The organism is Actimicrobium sp. GrIS 1.19 (assembly GCF_035984655.1).
In the GTDB taxonomy this organism is placed as follows: Bacteria; Pseudomonadota; Gammaproteobacteria; order Burkholderiales; family Burkholderiaceae_D; genus Actimicrobium.
In genome coordinates, this window is the sequence record NZ_JAXCHT010000017.1 from 13691 (window position 1) to 28245 (window position 14555).

Annotated in this window: 11 protein-coding genes; 9 read left to right on the forward strand and 2 right to left on the reverse strand. The window is 63.7% G+C overall.

The window, feature by feature from the left end:
• Positions 1–19: 19 nt before the first annotated feature.
• The gene (locus RCH09_RS12760) at positions 20–931 is read left to right on the forward strand and encodes a LysR family transcriptional regulator (protein WP_326941484.1); all 912 of its coding nucleotides are present in this window, start codon (positions 20–22) and stop codon (positions 929–931) included.
• Here the strand turns inward: RCH09_RS12760 and RCH09_RS12765 are convergent.
• Positions 928–1413 carry a BON domain-containing protein gene (locus RCH09_RS12765; RefSeq protein ID WP_326941486.1) on the reverse strand — a complete coding sequence of 162 codons (486 nt, stop codon included), beginning with the start codon at positions 1411–1413 and terminating at the stop codon, positions 928–930. The two genes, RCH09_RS12760 and RCH09_RS12765, sit on opposite strands and share 4 nt — an antisense overlap.
• 315 nt (positions 1414–1728) lie before the next feature.
• Here RCH09_RS12765 and RCH09_RS12770 point away from each other — a divergent pair, with 315 nt between their 5' ends.
• From RCH09_RS12770 to RCH09_RS12800, 7 genes are all read left to right on the forward strand, one after another.
• A complete protein-coding gene (locus RCH09_RS12770) occupies positions 1729–3303 on the forward strand; it encodes an XrtA system polysaccharide chain length determinant (protein ID WP_326941487.1) in 1575 nt (524 codons plus the stop codon).
• A 163-nt stretch (positions 3304–3466) separates the two neighbouring features.
• Positions 3467–4585 (forward strand): DJ-1/PfpI family protein, encoded by a 1119-nt coding sequence (locus RCH09_RS12775; RefSeq protein WP_326941488.1) that lies wholly within the window; start codon positions 3467–3469, stop codon positions 4583–4585.
• A gap of 53 nt (positions 4586–4638) precedes the next feature.
• Positions 4639–5637: a GlxA family transcriptional regulator gene (locus tag RCH09_RS12780; RefSeq protein ID WP_326941489.1), complete on the forward strand. Its 999-nt coding sequence runs from the start codon at positions 4639–4641 to the stop codon at positions 5635–5637.
• Positions 5638–5786: 149 nt separating this feature from the next.
• A complete protein-coding gene (locus RCH09_RS12785) occupies positions 5787–7775 on the forward strand; it encodes a DNA topoisomerase IV subunit B (RefSeq protein ID WP_326941490.1) in 1989 nt (662 codons plus the stop codon).
• Complete coding sequence (locus RCH09_RS12790) at positions 7747–8514, forward strand: transglycosylase SLT domain-containing protein (RefSeq protein WP_326941491.1); 768 nt, start codon at positions 7747–7749, stop codon at positions 8512–8514. The genes RCH09_RS12785 and RCH09_RS12790 overlap by 29 nt, the downstream gene beginning before the upstream one ends.
• Before the next feature lie 18 nt (positions 8515–8532).
• Positions 8533–10842: a DNA topoisomerase IV subunit A gene (gene parC / locus RCH09_RS12795; RefSeq protein WP_326941492.1), complete on the forward strand. Its 2310-nt coding sequence runs from the start codon at positions 8533–8535 to the stop codon at positions 10840–10842.
• Entirely contained in the window at positions 10842–11900 is a 1059-nt protein-coding gene (locus RCH09_RS12800; protein ID WP_326941493.1) for an MBL fold metallo-hydrolase, read from the forward strand. The genes parC and RCH09_RS12800 overlap by 1 nt, the downstream gene beginning before the upstream one ends.
• Before the next feature lie 30 nt (positions 11901–11930).
• On the opposite strand, the gene RCH09_RS12805 is transcribed toward RCH09_RS12800, so the two are convergent.
• Positions 11931–12230, reverse strand: a complete 300-nt coding sequence (locus tag RCH09_RS12805; RefSeq protein ID WP_326941494.1) for a DUF1272 domain-containing protein — start codon at positions 12228–12230, stop codon at positions 11931–11933.
• 401 nt (positions 12231–12631) lie between these two features.
• Between RCH09_RS12805 and RCH09_RS12810 the strand changes: the two genes are divergently transcribed.
• Positions 12632–14449, forward strand: coding sequence for a M4 family metallopeptidase (locus RCH09_RS12810; RefSeq protein WP_326941495.1), 1818 nt, complete (start codon positions 12632–12634; stop codon positions 14447–14449).
• Positions 14450–14555 lie beyond the last annotated feature (106 nt).

Below are 14555 nucleotides of genomic sequence, written 5' to 3' on the forward strand. Positions count from 1 at the left end.
CAATCAAGGATGCCGCCCGATGGACTTCAATGAACTGCGCATCTTTGCCCGGGTGGCGGACCTCTCCAGCTTCAGCCGCGCCGCTGAACAACTGGGCCTCGCCAAGGGCCATGTGTCGACCGCAGTGCAACGTCTCGAAGCGCGCCTCGGCACGCGCCTGTTGCAACGCACGACCCGCACCGTGCGCCTGACCCCGGACGGCGAACATTTTCTGGTGCATTGCCAGGAACTGCTGGCCGAGGCCGAGCAACTGCAGACCCTGTTCCAGCCCGCCGCGAGCGGCTTGACCGGGCGACTGCGGATCGACCTGCCCAACATCCTCGCGCGCGACGTCGTCATTCCGCATCTGTCCGGCTTTCTGCGCGCGCATCCGCTGCTGGACGTCGGCATCAGCACCATTGACCGGCGCGTCGATCTGGTCCATGAAGGGTTCGATTGCGTGGTGCGGGTCGGCACGCTCGACGATTCCGATCTGGTGGCGCGGCCGGTTGGCATGATGCATATGGTGAACGTCGCCAGTCCGGCCTATTTGCACGCGTACGGCACACCGCGCACGCTGGCCGATCTGGCGCAGCACCGCGTGGTCCATTACGCGCCCAATCTCAGTGCCAACGATGCGGGCTGGGAGTATTTCGACGAGGCCACGGCCAGCTACCGGACAGTGCCGATGCCGGCCACCATCTCGGTCAATGGCACCGATGCCTATCAGGCCGCGGCACTGGCAGGCATGGGCCTGATCCAGGCGCCGCTGCTGGGGGTCCGGCAATTGGTCGCGCAAGGTGCGCTGGTGCTGGTCTTGCCGGAATTCCGCGCCCGCCCGATGCCGGTCTCGCTGCTGTTCGCCAGCCGCCGTCAACTGGCACCGCGCGTCCAGGCCGTGATGAACTGGCTGGCGGATCTGCTCACCCGATACCTGGCCGAACCCGACTAGCGCGGCCGATACGGCGGCGCCGCTGCGGCACTGGCGCGAAGCCGGAGAATCACTTGCTGCACGTGCGGCACGGCGCGTGCGAACGGCTCCAGATCCGCGCTGCGAACGGTCTCGCCAACGCAGCCTTCAATGATCACCACCCTGCCCTGCACGGTGACCCAAAGGCTGGACTGCGCAAACGGATTGTGTTCGCGCACGGCAGACTGCAATGCTGCGGCGATGGCTTGATCGTAGGCGTAAGCGTTGGGCAGTTCGCACTCCTGCGCGAGCCAGCAGCTGGTGCCCTTTTCGGCCCGATGATGCGACTGCGCACGCATCTCCTGCTCGGTGATGAAAGGGCCGGCCGGCAACGGACAATCGGGCAGCGCCGCCGCCAGCATGAAGAACGGATCGTTGAACCAGTTGCGCAGCTCCGCGCCGGCGTGGGCCGGCCAGCCGAGCGCAATGGCAACGAGCATCGGCAGCAGCATTCGATGTTTCATGGGGCATGTCCTCGCGCTGCGGGTGGCTGGTCATTGGGCGGACGCGATCGCGACACCGCCCTCGGAATTGTCGCGCAATGCGATGCGCCGCGCCCCCTGGAACAGCGCCGCTTGTTGAAAATCAAGGTGCGTGCCGCCTGGTCCGGTAAAAAAGGCGATGGGCCATCCAGAACGTCCCGGATGGCAGCGGCACTTTTCCGCGCAAATCCGTCACGGACCGTTTCATGACCTTGCCATTACTTTTTCCCGTATCGTCGCCGTTCCGGTTTTCCGTCAGGTCTTCGCAACTGGCGCAAGCGCGGGCCGGCAGGCGCCATGGATAAGATCCTGGCCGACCTGCGACGGCACCTGCGCGCGATGTGGCGCTATCGCTGGCACGGCCTGATCAGCGCCTGGGTGGTCGCGCTGCTGGGCGCGGTCGTGGTGATGATGATCCCGAAGAAATACGAAGCGTCGGCGCGCATCTTCGTCAATACCGATTCGATCCTCAAACCCCTGATGGCCGGCATGGCGGTGCAACCCAATACCGACCAGCGCATCGCCATGTTCAGCCGGCTGCTGCTGAGCCGGCCGAATGTCGAACAATTGATCGACCAGTCCGGCATGGGCGCGCGCCTGACTACGCCGGAGCAGCGCCAGGCCATGATTGACGACGTGCTCAAGGTGCTCGACATCCAGGCTGCGGGCGAACGTGACAATGTCTACCTCATCAAGTTTCGCGATACCGAAGCGGCGCGCGCCAGGCGCGTGGTCGAATTGCTGGTCGCCCGATTCATCGATTCCAGCCAGCGCAACCGCGGCACCGACGACGCTGCCAGGAAGTTCATTGATACCCAGGCTGCGCTGTACGAAACCCGACTGCGCGACGCCGAAGCGCGCCTGAAGCAGTTCAAGTTGCACAACCTGGCCGGCGGCAAGGACAGCTTCCAGCCCGATGGCAAAGGCTACTTCGCCCAGATGGCGACGCTGGCCGAGCAACTCAGCCAGGCGCAACTGCAGTTGCGCGAAGCCGAGCGATCGCGCGACGCCTATCGCAGCAGCCTCGCCGCCGAATACGGTCCGGCGCCATCGGCCAGCGTCAATGGCGCGGCCGGTGGCGGCAGCCTGCCTGAAATCACGGCGCGCATCGATACCCTCAAGCGTAGTCTCGACGACATGCTGCAGAAATACACCGACGCGCATCCGGACGTGAAAGGCGCCCGCCGCGTGCTGGCGACGCTGGAGCGCCAGCGCCGCGCCGCGCTGGCCGAAGTGCGCCGCACCGGCGTCGCGCCCGCCGCCACCGGCATGGCGGGAATGCGGGCGTCGGAGCAGCTCAAGGTCAGCCTGGCGCAGGCCGAGGCCTCGGTCGCTTCGCTGCAGGCGCGGGTCGGCGAATATGCCAGTCGCCTGACCGACCTGCGCGAGGTGGCCAGGCAGGTGCCGGAGCGCGAAGCCGAGCTGGCCCAGCTCAACCGCGACTACGACATCAACAAAAAAAATTACGAAGAACTGGTCACGCGCCGCGAATCGGCCAACATCAGCGGCGACATGCAATCGGTGGTGGGGGTGGCCGACGTCCGGCTGATCGATCCGCCGCGGGTGGCGCCGTCCATGAAGGGGCCGTCGCGCACGCTGTTGCTGGCGGCGACGCTGTTGCTCGGTGCGGGCGTCGGACTGGTGGTGAGCTTCCTGCTCAAGGAATTGCATCCGCGCGTGCACGACACCATCGAACTGGAGCAAACCTTTGGCCTGCCGGTGCTGGGCGTGATTTCACGGCTCACCAACCCGCTTGCCGAGCGCGAACAGCGGCGCGGACTGGTGCGCTTCGCGCAGATGGCGGCGGTGCTGGCCGGCATCTATCTGGGGGTGCTGGCGGCCGGGGTGATTCTGACCAGGCAGGTGGCCTGACGCGACGGTAGCGGTTCCGGTGCGCGCGCCACGGCATCGGCCGAAGGCGCGACCGCGTCCGGCGGCGCGCAGCGATTGGCAGGAATTGATGGTTGATTGTCCGTCATGCCATGGGTAGTTTTTCGATAATGGCTTCTCCCATCCATTGCGATTGCCCACTGCCATGCCTTCCATCCTGCGTAAGCTGTTCACCGTTGCCGTCTTGTGCGCCACCTGCGCCCTTGCCACCACGTCGTTTGCGGCCGACCCGCCGACTGACCATATCGCGCCGTACCATGACCGCTTCGGGCGGACCCGTCCGGTGGTCGCGGTGATCGGCGAAAATCGCGGCACCGAACTGATTGATTTCATGGTCCCGTTCAGTGTGTTGACACAGTCCGGCGCGGCCGACACCATCGCAGTGGCCACCCATGCCGGCCCGCTGACGATGCGCCCGGCGCTGCAGATCATGCCGCAGGCCACCATCGAGGCGTTCGATGCGCGCTATCCGGAGGGCGCCGATTACGTGATCGTGCCGGCGGTGGTGCATTCTGACGATACCGTCCTGCTGGCCTGGATCGCGGCCCAGGGCGCCAGCGGCAGCACCATCGTCAGCATCTGCGACGGCGCACTGGTGGTGGCCAACACCGGCCTGATGAAGGGCCATCGCGCCACCGGGCACTGGGCCACCGATCAGTTGCGCCAGCAGAATTACCCGGACACCCAATGGTTGCAGAATGCGCGCTATGTTGCCGATGGCCGCATCGTGTCCAGCGCCGGCATCAGTGCCGCAATGCCGACCGCGCTGGCGCTGGTCGAAGCAATTGCCGGTCCGCAGCGCGCCGCGGCGCTGGCCGCGGAGCTCGGTGTGAGCAGCTGGGATACGCAGCATGACAGCGCGGTATTCCATCCGCGCCTGGGCCTCAACCTGACCGCCTTCGCGACCACCCACTTCACCAACGGCTGGTGGTATCCGATGCAGGATATCGGCGTGCTGGTCGCCCCTGGCGTCGACGACATCGCGCTGGCGCTGACCATGGATGCCTACTCGCGCACCGGTCGCAGCCGCGCCCGGTCACTGGCGGGCTCGGCGCAACCGATCCTTACCCGGCACGGCCTGACGGTATTGCCGGACCGGGTGATCGCGGCGGGCAACCAGCCGACCCGGGTGCTGCCGGAGTTCGCGGCAACGGCGCCTGCGCAGGCGCTGGATCAGGCGCTGGCCGGCATCGCCCTGATGTACGGCAAAAACACGGCGTATGGCGTTGCACTCGATCTGGAATATCCGGGTTTTCGCAATTAGCCTGCATTTGATGGCACCATGAACGGCATCATCCCTTCGCCCCCATCCTGCCGATGACTCCAATCAAGACGCGCCGCATCGTTCTGCTGGCGTTCGATCACATGAACCTGATCGATCTGAGCGGCCCGCTGCAAGCCCTGGCCACCGCCAGCCGGCGCTTTTCCGGCGCCGGGCCAATGCTGTACGACACCGTGGTGGCCTCGGTGGCCGGCGGCCTGATCACCACCGGCTGCGGTCTGGCGGTGCAAACAGTGCCGCTGGCGGCGCTCGACGGCCTGGCCATCGATACCTTGATTGCGCCCGGTGGCTGCAAGGGCGAGCAGTTTTACGCGCCGCCGCAACTGGTCAGCTGGATCGCCAGCCGTGCGCCGGGGGTGCGGCGACTCTGTTCGGTCTGCACCGGTGCGTTCCTGCTGGCGGCGGCCGGACAACTCGATGGGCGGCAGGTCGCCACCCACTGGGAATGGGTTGGACGCCTCAAGCAGCTGCATCCCGCCATTCGCATCGACGCCAACAAGATTTTCATCCAGGACGGCTCGGTCTGGACCTCGGCCGGCGTCACGGCCGGCATCGATCTGACGCTGGCCCTGATCGACGCCGACTTCGGCCATCGGGTGGCGATCGAAACAGCGCGCCAGCTGGTGATGTTCATCAAGCGCTCGGGCGGACAGTCGCAGTTCAGCGTGCCGCTGGCGGCGCAGTCGATCGACGGCGGCACCTTTGCCGAGCTGCATGCCTGGATCGCCGCCAATCTGGCGGGCGACCTGTGCGTCGAGCGCCTGGCCGAACAGGCTGGCATGGCGCCGCGCACCTTTGCCCGCCTGTATGTCAGCAAGATCGGCCGCACCCCAGCCAAGACCGTCGAAGCGATGCGGCTGGAGGCGGCCTGTCGCGCGCTGGAAGACACCGGCCTGCCGCTCAAGCGCATTGCCGTGGCGGTCGGCTATGGCGAGGAACAAACCCTGCGGCGAGTGTTCCAGCGCCAGCTGGGCGTCAGTCCGGCGCACTACCGTGGCCGCTTTTCGGCGCAATCCGCAACGCCCGTGCTGTAGCAATACCGGCAAGCCGTCGTCGGTTTTTTGCCAATCGACGCGGTTGGCCTGTCGCCAACAAATCCCCCGTCCCGGCAACCTCCATTAGAATGCACACCATCGCCGCAGCCCGGCATCGGTCAATCCTGTCAAAAAAGCACCTATCCTGAATGGCAACCAAGAAACCCGCCCCCTCCGATTACAGTGAATCATCGATCCGTGTCCTGAAAGGACTGGAGCCGGTCAAGCAACGCCCCGGCATGTATACGCGCACCGAGAGTCCGCTGCACATCATCCAGGAAGTCATCGATAACGCCTCCGATGAAGCGCTGGGCGGCTACTGCGGGCACATCGTGGTGACGCAGAATGCCGATGGCAGCGTCAGCGTCGACGATGACGGGCGCGGCATTCCGGTTGGCATGCATCCGGAAGAAGGCGTCCCCACCGTCGAGATCGTGTTCACCCGCCTGCACGCCGGCGGCAAATTCGACAAGGGTTCCGGCGGCGCGTACGCGTTCTCGGGCGGCTTGCACGGCGTCGGGGTCTCGGTGACCAACGCGTTGTCGAGCCGGCTCGAAATCACGGTCTGGCGCGAAGGTGGCGTCCACACGCTGGCGTTTGCCGATGGCGACCTGATCGAACCGCTGAGCTCGCGCCCGATTACGCGCGACGACAAGAAATCCGGTACCCGCGTGACGGCGTGGCCGAATCCGAAGTACTTCGACTCGCCGGCGATTTCGCAATCGGAACTGCAGCGCTTGCTGCGTTCGAAGGCGGTGCTGCTGCCCGGCGTGAAGGTCACGCTGGTCAATGGCAAGACCGGTGAATCACAGACCTGGCAATACGAACAGGGCTTGCGCGGTTATCTGGTCGAGTGCCTGGCGCAGACCACCAGCAGCGAACCGCTGATCCCGCTGTTCGAAGGCGAACAATATGCCAGCGCTGACGCCGATGGCTTTGCCGAAGGCGAAGGCGCGGCCTGGGTGGTGGCGTGGACTGAAGACGGCGGCGTGGTGCGCGAGTCGTACGTCAACCTGATCCCCACTTCGGCGGGCGGCACCCATGAATCGGGCTTGCGCGAAGGCCTGTTCGGCGCGGTGAAAAGTTTTGTCGAGTTGCATTCGCTGCTGCCGAAAGGCGTCAAGCTGCTGTCCGACGATGTCTTTGCGCGGGTCTCGTTCGTGCTCTCGGCCAAGGTGCTCGATCCGCAGTTCCAGGGCCAGATCAAGGAACGCCTGAATTCGCGCGATGCGGTGCGACTGGTGTCGAGCTTCGTGCGGCCGCCGCTGGAACTCTGGCTCAATGAGCACGTCGAGTTCGGCAAGAAGCTGGCCGACCTGGTCATCAAGCAGGCCCAAAGCCGGCTACGATCAGCGCAAAAAGTCGAAAAGAAAAAATCCTCCGGCGTGGCAGTGTTGCCCGGCAAGCTGACCGATTGCGAATCGAACGACATCAGCCGCAATGAAATCTTTCTGGTCGAGGGCGACTCCGCCGGCGGCTCGGCCAAGATGGGACGCGACAAGGAATTCCAGGCCATCCTGCCGTTGCGCGGCAAGGTCCTGAATGCCTGGGAAACCGAACGCGACCGCTTGTTTGCCAACAATGAAATCCACGATATCGCGGTGGCCATCGGCGTCGATCCGCATGGCAAGCTGGATTCGCCCGACCTGTCCAACCTGCGCTATGGCCGCATCTGCATCCTGTCGGACGCCGACGTTGATGGTTCGCACATCCAGGTACTGCTGTTGACGCTATTCTTCAAGCATTTCCCGAAACTGATCGACAAGGGCCACATCTGCATCGCCCGGCCGCCACTGTTTCGGGTCGATGCACCGGCACGCGGCAAGAAACCGGCGCAGAAGATCTATGCGCTCGACAGCGGCGAACTGGTCGCGATCGAAGACAAGCTGCGCAAGGACGGCGTCAAGGAAGGCGCCTGGGGCATCTCGCGCTTCAAGGGGCTGGGGGAAATGAATGCCGAACAGTTGTGGGAAACCACCATGAATCCGGACACCCGACGGCTGCTGCCGGTGGCGCTGGGCGACTTTGACCTGGCCGCGTCCGAAGCGCGCTTCAACATGTTGATGGGTAAAGGCGAAGCGGCTGCGCGGCGCGCCTGGATTGAAGAGCATGGCAACGATGTTCAGGCCGACATTTAACCGCCTGCTGTTACTGGCGGCGTGCCTGGTCACGCCGTTGGCGCACGCCGATATCTTCGGCTATGTCGATGCCGACGGCGAAACCCATTTCGCCACCCAGAAGCTCGACCCGCGTTACACGCTGTACATCAAGGGCGATGGGGTGTTCGATTCGAGCGAGGCGCGGGCCGAAGGCACAGTCGCGCGCAGCCGCTTTTCCGAAGCCATCACGCGCCACCCCAACCTCAAGAAATACGAAGCGCTGGTGATCGCCGCGGCGGCCGAGTTCAAGGTCGATGTCGCGCTGATGAAAGCGGTAATGGCGGCCGAATCCGGTTTCAATCCGGGCGCCGTGTCGCCCAAGGGCGCGATCGGCCTGATGCAGATCATGCCGGCCACCGCCGAGCGCTATGGCGTGGCCGGCGACGCGCGCCGCAGTATCCAGCAGAAGCTGACCGATCCGCAGACCAATGTCCGTCTTGCAGCACGCTACCTGCGCGACCTGAACGCGCTGTTTCCGAATCAGCAGCCGCTGGTGATCGCGTCGTACAACGCCGGCGAAGGCGCGGTACAAAAATACAAGAACACCGTGCCACCGTATCCGGAGACGCGCAACTACGTCCAGCTAGTGACCCAGTTCTACCAGGTCTTCATGCCGGTGGCCGCATCGCCGGCGCTGGCCAATGCCACGGGTCGCCGCATTCACCTGACCATTCCCGGCCGCAGCAACATGCCGGAACCGCTGACTTCCGCCAATTAACATTTTTCCGATCGATCCATGACTGAACAAGCCAATCTTTTTGACGGCGTGCCGCCGCCAGACAGTGAAACGTTGACCCTCGCCAGCTTCGCCGAACGCGCCTACCTGGATTACGCGATCTCGGTCGTCAAGGGCCGCGCGCTGCCCGATGTCAGCGATGGCCAGAAGCCGGTGCAGCGCCGCATCCTGTTCGCCATGAACGAGCTTGGACTGGGTGCAGCCGCCAAGCCGCGCAAGTCGGCGGCGGTGGTCGGCGATGTGCTGGGCAAGCTGCATCCGCATGGCGATCAGTCGGTGTATGACGCGCTGGTGCGCATGGCGCAGAATTTTTCGTTGCGTTATCCACTCATCGACGGCCAGGGCAATTTCGGCTCGCGCGATGGCGATGGCGCAGCGGCGATGCGATATACCGAAGCGCGCCTGACGCCGATCTCGAGTCTGCTGCTCGATGAAATCGGCCAGGGCACGGTCGACTTCCAGCCGAATTACGATGGCTCGACCGAAGAACCGACCTTGCTGCCGGGACGCCTGCCGTTCGTGCTGCTCAACGGCGCCTCCGGCATTGCGGTAGGGATGGCCACCGAAATCCCGTCGCACAATTTGCACGAAGTCGCGCAGGCCGCCGTGGCCATCATCCGCAATCCGGCACTGACCCATGCGCAACTGATGGAGATCATTCCCGGCCCGGATTTTCCGAGTGGCGGCCAGATCATCACCTCGGCGGTGGCACTGTCGGACATGTACCAAAGCGGGCGCGGCTCGCTCAAGGTGCGTGCCAAATGGAAGATCGAAGACATGGCGCGCGGCCAGTGGCAGGCGGTGGTGACCGAACTGCCGCATGGCACGTCGGCGCAAAAGGTACTGGAAGAAATCGAAGAACTGACCAACCCGAAAATCCGGCTTGGCAAAAAAACCCTGTCGCCCGAACAGCTGATGCAAAAGCAGCTGATGCTGTCGCTGCTCGATGCGGTGCGCGATGAATCCGGCCGCGAGGCGCCGGTGCGGCTGGTGTTCGAGCCGAAATCGAAGAACCAGGATCAGACCGAGTTCACCAACATGCTGCTGGCGAACACCTCGCTGGAAACCAGCGCGTCGATGAATCTGGTGATGATCGGCGGCGATGGCCGGCCGCGCCAGAAAGGGCTGGGCGACATCTTGCGCGAGTGGATTGCGTTCCGCTTTGCGACCGTCACGCGACGCACTGATTTCCGCCTCAACAAGGTCAACGACCGCATCCATATCCTGGAGGGCCGCGAGACCATCCTGCTCAATATCGACAAGGTGATCCGCATCATCCGCGAATCCGATGAGCCGAAGCCGGCGCTGATGGACGCCTTCAAGCTGTCGGACCGCCAGGCCGAGGACATCCTCGAAATCCGCCTGCGCCAATTGGCGCGCCTCGAAGCCATCAAGATCCAGCAGGAGCTGGCCGGTTTGCGCACCGAGCAAAGCACGCTGATCGACCTGCTCGGCAATCCGGCCGCGATGAAGAAGCTGATCATCAAGGAAATCGAAGCCGACGACAAGAAATTCGGCGACCCGCGCCGCACGCTGATCGAAGCAGCCGAACGCGCCAGCGTCGAGCAGAAAGTGATCGACGAAGCGGTCACGGTGGTGATCTCGCAAAAAGGCTGGGTGCGCGCGCGCACCGGGCATGGCCACGATCCGGCGCAATTCACGTTCAAGGCGGGCGACGATCTGTACGGTACGTTCGAATGCCGCACCCTCGACACGCTGTTGGCGTTCGGCTCGAACGGCCGCATTTATTCGGTGCCGGTAGCCACCCTGCCCGGCGCGCGCGGCGACGGCGCGCCGATCACCTCGCTGGTCGAGCTGGCCAGCGGCAGCAGCATCCTGCATTACTTCGCCGGCGCCGCCGACAGCACCATGCTGCTGGCCTCGAATGCCGGCTACGGCTTCATCGCCAAGGCCGCCGACATGATCGGCCGCATCAAGGCCGGCAAGGCCTTCATCACGCTCGACAACGGTGATCTGCCGCTGCCACCCCGGCTGCTGTCGGCGACCTCCAGCGCAGTGGCCTGCCTGTCCGAAAAAGGCCGGCTGCTGGTGTTTGGCCTGGATGAGCTGAAAACCATGAGCGGCGGGCGCGGCATGATCCTGATGGACCTGGAAGACAAGGAAAAGCTGCTGGCGGCGCAACCGATCAGCCAGCGCGGCGTCGTGGTTGCCGGCATCGGACGCGGCGGCAAGGCGCAGGAAGTCAGTCTCTCGGCAACCGGCCTGACGCCGCATATCGGCAAGCGCGCGCGCAAGGGCAAGGCGCTGGAATCGAAGCTCAAGCCACACACGCTGACGGCGATCAAATAGTGCGGGCGCATTACCGGGCCGCCGTGCTGGCGGCCGTGCTGTGCGTTGGTTGTTCCAGCACCAACCCGTTTTATGACCCACAGGTGGCGCACCGGGCCAGGGACGGCTTCCATAACAATTACCTGAGCGGTCCGATTGGCGGCTCGATCCTGAAGTGGCAATGGGAACGCACCATCGACGGCCTGCCCAAGCCGCCCGCCAACGCCTACCAGTTCCCGGTTGATCAACCCGATCTGGCCTGGCTGGCAAACAATCGCAAAACCACCAGCGCGACCTGGATCGGCCATGCCACCACGCTGATGCAGGTCAATGGCGTGAACCTGCTGACCGATCCGATATTTTCCGAGCGCGCCTCGCCGGTCTCGTTTTTCGGCCCCAAGCGCAAGGTGCCTCTGCCGATGACGCTGGAACAGTTGCCGCACATCGACGTGGTGCTGATCTCGCACAATCACTACGACCATCTGGATCGCGACACCGTGCAGCGTCTCAACCGGCAGCCCGGTGGCGCGCCGCTGTTTCTGGTGCCGCTGGGCCTGAAGGCGTGGATGACCGAGGCCGGCATCAGCAATGTGCGCGAACTGGACTGGTGGCAGCAGACCGCCGTGCCCGGACTCGACATCCATTTCGTGCCGGTGCAGCACTGGTCGGCGCGCAGTCCGTTCGACCGCTTTGACACCCTGTGGGGCGGATGGATGGTGCGCACCGCGCAGTCGGCGCGCAAGCCGTTCTCGTTTTTCTTCGCCGGCGACACCGGCTATTCGCCCGACTTCACCGATATCCACCGCCGCTTTGCCGACATCGATCTGGCGCTGCTGCCGATCGGAGCGTATGAACCGCGCTGGTTCATGCAGAAGCAGCATGTCAATCCGGCCGAAGCGGTGCAGATCCATCGCGACCTGCATGCCCGCCATTCGATCGGGATTCACTGGGGCACGTTTGAACTCACCGATGAACCACTCGATGAGCCACCCAAGGCATTGGCCCGGGCGCTGCAAGCGGTCGACGTGATTGCGACGGAATTTACGGTATTGCGGCATGGGGAGACGGTGCGCTTCTGACGCCTCGTCCGCCCTGCACTTCCCCGCCTCTTAACGCCGATGCGGTGCGATGGCGCAATATTGCTTCACCAACGCTGCATGCCGCGCCGCGCGTTCCCCCACCAGCGGTTTCACAATCCGCAGCGTCGACGCCGGATTCCTGAGCAGCATCGCCTGCGGCCGTACCGGGCGATCGGTCAGTCCGCCACCGCAATTCGGGCAGACGTTCTGCAACACGCCCTGCGCGCAGTCACGACAGAACGTGCATTCGAACGTGCAGATCAGCGCTGACGCCGAATCGGGCGGCAAATCAACGTCACAGTTTTCACAGCAGGGGCGTAGTTCGAGCATGCCATCTCCGTTTCAGATTGAGGCGTCAGTGTAGGTGCGATGCCGGCAGGCCACAAGTCATCCGGCGTGGCAACAATAGCATTGCCGACTCCCTTGGCGTGACCAGCCAGATTCCCTCGTTGTATTTCCGAATCGCCACGCTTGAAGCACAACAATGTTGCTTCAACACCCCGATGTTTTCCCGACACGCCTCCGGATAATAAATTTTACATTTCTGCATTTCTCCAATGAAAAGTCCTATCGTTGAAAGCGCAAATTGTTAAATTTTTCGGAAGTGTGCGCCGCAGGATCGCGCTGGCGTGCGTGCAGTGTCCTTCCGTACCGGATCCGGCTGGCCTCCTGTGGCCGGGTCCTTTATCGGGACATCGTCCCCACGCAACCCAAAGGAAAACAGCTACATCATGAAAAAAATCTCTCTTCACCGTATCGATCCGTTGCGGCTCATTCTGTCGTGCGCCGTGCTGGTCACTGGCAGTGCCGTCATGGCCGCCGAGCGCGTCGTGCTCGACGGCTTTGTACCCAATGCGGCCCTGACCGCCGCGCAGCCGGCTGGCGCAGCGGAGTTGCTCGGATTGAGCCAGCAACAATTGCAGCCGTTGCGGGCACGGACCTATGCCAATGGCAACGTCGTCACGCGCTACCAGCAATTGCACCAGGGCGTGCCGGTGTGGGGCGAAGCGGTGATCGAGACCCGCGCTGCCGGGCAAGCGCTGCCGACGCTGTCGGGCGCGTTGCTGCGCAATCTCGACAATGACTTGCCTGCCACCAGACCGACCTATTCGCCAGCCGAGGCACTGACGCTGGCCAAGACCCAGGCGCGCGTGAACCATGTCACCGAGAATGACCAGTCGACGCTGTACGTGCGCCTGGGCCGCAACAACGTCGCGCAGCTGGTCTACCTGGTCTCGTTCCTGACCCACGACCCGGTCAAGCCCAGCCGTCCGTTCTACCTGATCGATGCCAACAACGGCGTCGTGTTGCAGCACTGGGAGGGCATCCAGCATCTCGATGCCACCGGCCCGGGTGGCAATGCCAAAACCGGCAAATACGAATACGGCAGCAATTTCGGACCGCTGGTGGTGTCGAGCAGCTGCGCCATGAACAACACCAATGTTGCCGCCGTCGACCTGAACGGTGGCACCACCGGCACGACACCCTTCAAGTTCACCTGCGCGAGCAATACGTACAAGGAAATCAACGGTGCCTATTCGCCGATCAACGATGCGTATTATTTCGGCATTGCCGTCTTCAACATGTACCGCGACTACCTCGGCTTGCGACCGATCAGTCAGAAACTGCTGATGAAGGTGCATTACGGCAGCAAGTACGAAAACGCCTTCTGGGATGGCGCGGCGATGAACTTTGGCGACGGCGCGGCGATGTTCTATCCGCTGGTATCGGTCGACGTCTCCGGCCATGAAGTCAGCCATGGTTTTACCGAGCAGAATTCCGGACTGGCCTACACCGGCCAATCCGGCGGCATGAATGAAGCGTTCTCCGACATGGCCGGCGAAGCGGTCGAATACTATGTGCGCGGCGTCAATGACTTCAAGGTCGGGGTCGATATCTTCAAGGGCAACGGCGCCTTGCGTTACATGGCCAATCCCACCCAGGATGGCCGTTCCATCGACCATGCCGCGCAGTACACCAGCGACCTCGACGTGCACTATTCGAGCGGGGTCTACAACAAGGCGTTCTATCTGCTGGCAACCCGTCCGGGCTGGAATACGCGTCGTGCCTTTGAAGTGATGGCCGATGCCAATCACCTGTACTGGACCACCACCTCTACCTTCGACCAGGGCGCCTGCGGCGTCGAGTCCGCCGCCGCCAATCGCGGCTATGCGGTGACTGACGTCACCACGGCCTTCGACGCCGTCGGCGTGCGTTGCGCGACCCACCCGAGCGCCGGCAATGCGCTCACCAAAGCCACACCGATGACGGGCATCACGCTGAAAACCAATGGCAGCATCGTCTATCACGTCATGGTTCCGGCGGGCCAAAGCGAGCTCACCTTCAAATTATCCGGCGGCAGCGGCGACGGTGATCTCTGGGCCAAATTCGGCACGGCGCCCACCACCACCGATTACGATGTGCGCGCCGACAGCACCACCAACACGGAAAACATCAAGATCGCCAAACCGAAGGCCGGCACGTATTACCTGATGGTCACGGCGCAGAGGGCCGTCAGGGGGGCGAAGCTGGTGGCGGATTACAGGTAATCGGCGTTGCGCGCAATCGCAGCCGGATTCGCATGGCGTCGACAACGCCGCTGCGAATCCGGACGACACGGTGTTACAGGAAAGGAGACCCTGCGACGTTGTCCGC

What these genes read in the sequence shown, in the direction of transcription:
- RCH09_RS12780 (WP_326941489.1), top strand. Translation starts at nt 4,639, where the DNA reads ATGACTCCAATCAAGACGCGCCGCATCGTTCTGCTGGCGTTCGATCAC.
- RCH09_RS12770 (WP_326941487.1), top strand. Translation starts at nt 1,729, where the DNA reads ATGGATAAGATCCTGGCCGACCTGCGACGGCACCTGCGCGCGATGTGG.
- RCH09_RS12810 (WP_326941495.1), top strand. Translation starts at nt 12,632, where the DNA reads ATGAAAAAAATCTCTCTTCACCGTATCGATCCGTTGCGGCTCATTCTG.
- parC (WP_326941492.1), top strand. Translation starts at nt 8,533, where the DNA reads ATGACTGAACAAGCCAATCTTTTTGACGGCGTGCCGCCGCCAGACAGT.
- RCH09_RS12785 (WP_326941490.1), top strand. Translation starts at nt 5,787, where the DNA reads ATGGCAACCAAGAAACCCGCCCCCTCCGATTACAGTGAATCATCGATC.
- RCH09_RS12790 (WP_326941491.1), top strand. Translation starts at nt 7,747, where the DNA reads ATGGCAACGATGTTCAGGCCGACATTTAACCGCCTGCTGTTACTGGCG.
- RCH09_RS12805 (WP_326941494.1), bottom strand. Translation starts at nt 12,230, where the DNA reads ATGCTCGAACTACGCCCCTGCTGTGAAAACTGTGACGTTGATTTGCCG.
- RCH09_RS12775 (WP_326941488.1), top strand. Translation starts at nt 3,467, where the DNA reads ATGCCTTCCATCCTGCGTAAGCTGTTCACCGTTGCCGTCTTGTGCGCC.
- RCH09_RS12760 (WP_326941484.1), top strand. Translation starts at nt 20, where the DNA reads ATGGACTTCAATGAACTGCGCATCTTTGCCCGGGTGGCGGACCTCTCC.
- RCH09_RS12765 (WP_326941486.1), bottom strand. Translation starts at nt 1,413, where the DNA reads ATGAAACATCGAATGCTGCTGCCGATGCTCGTTGCCATTGCGCTCGGC.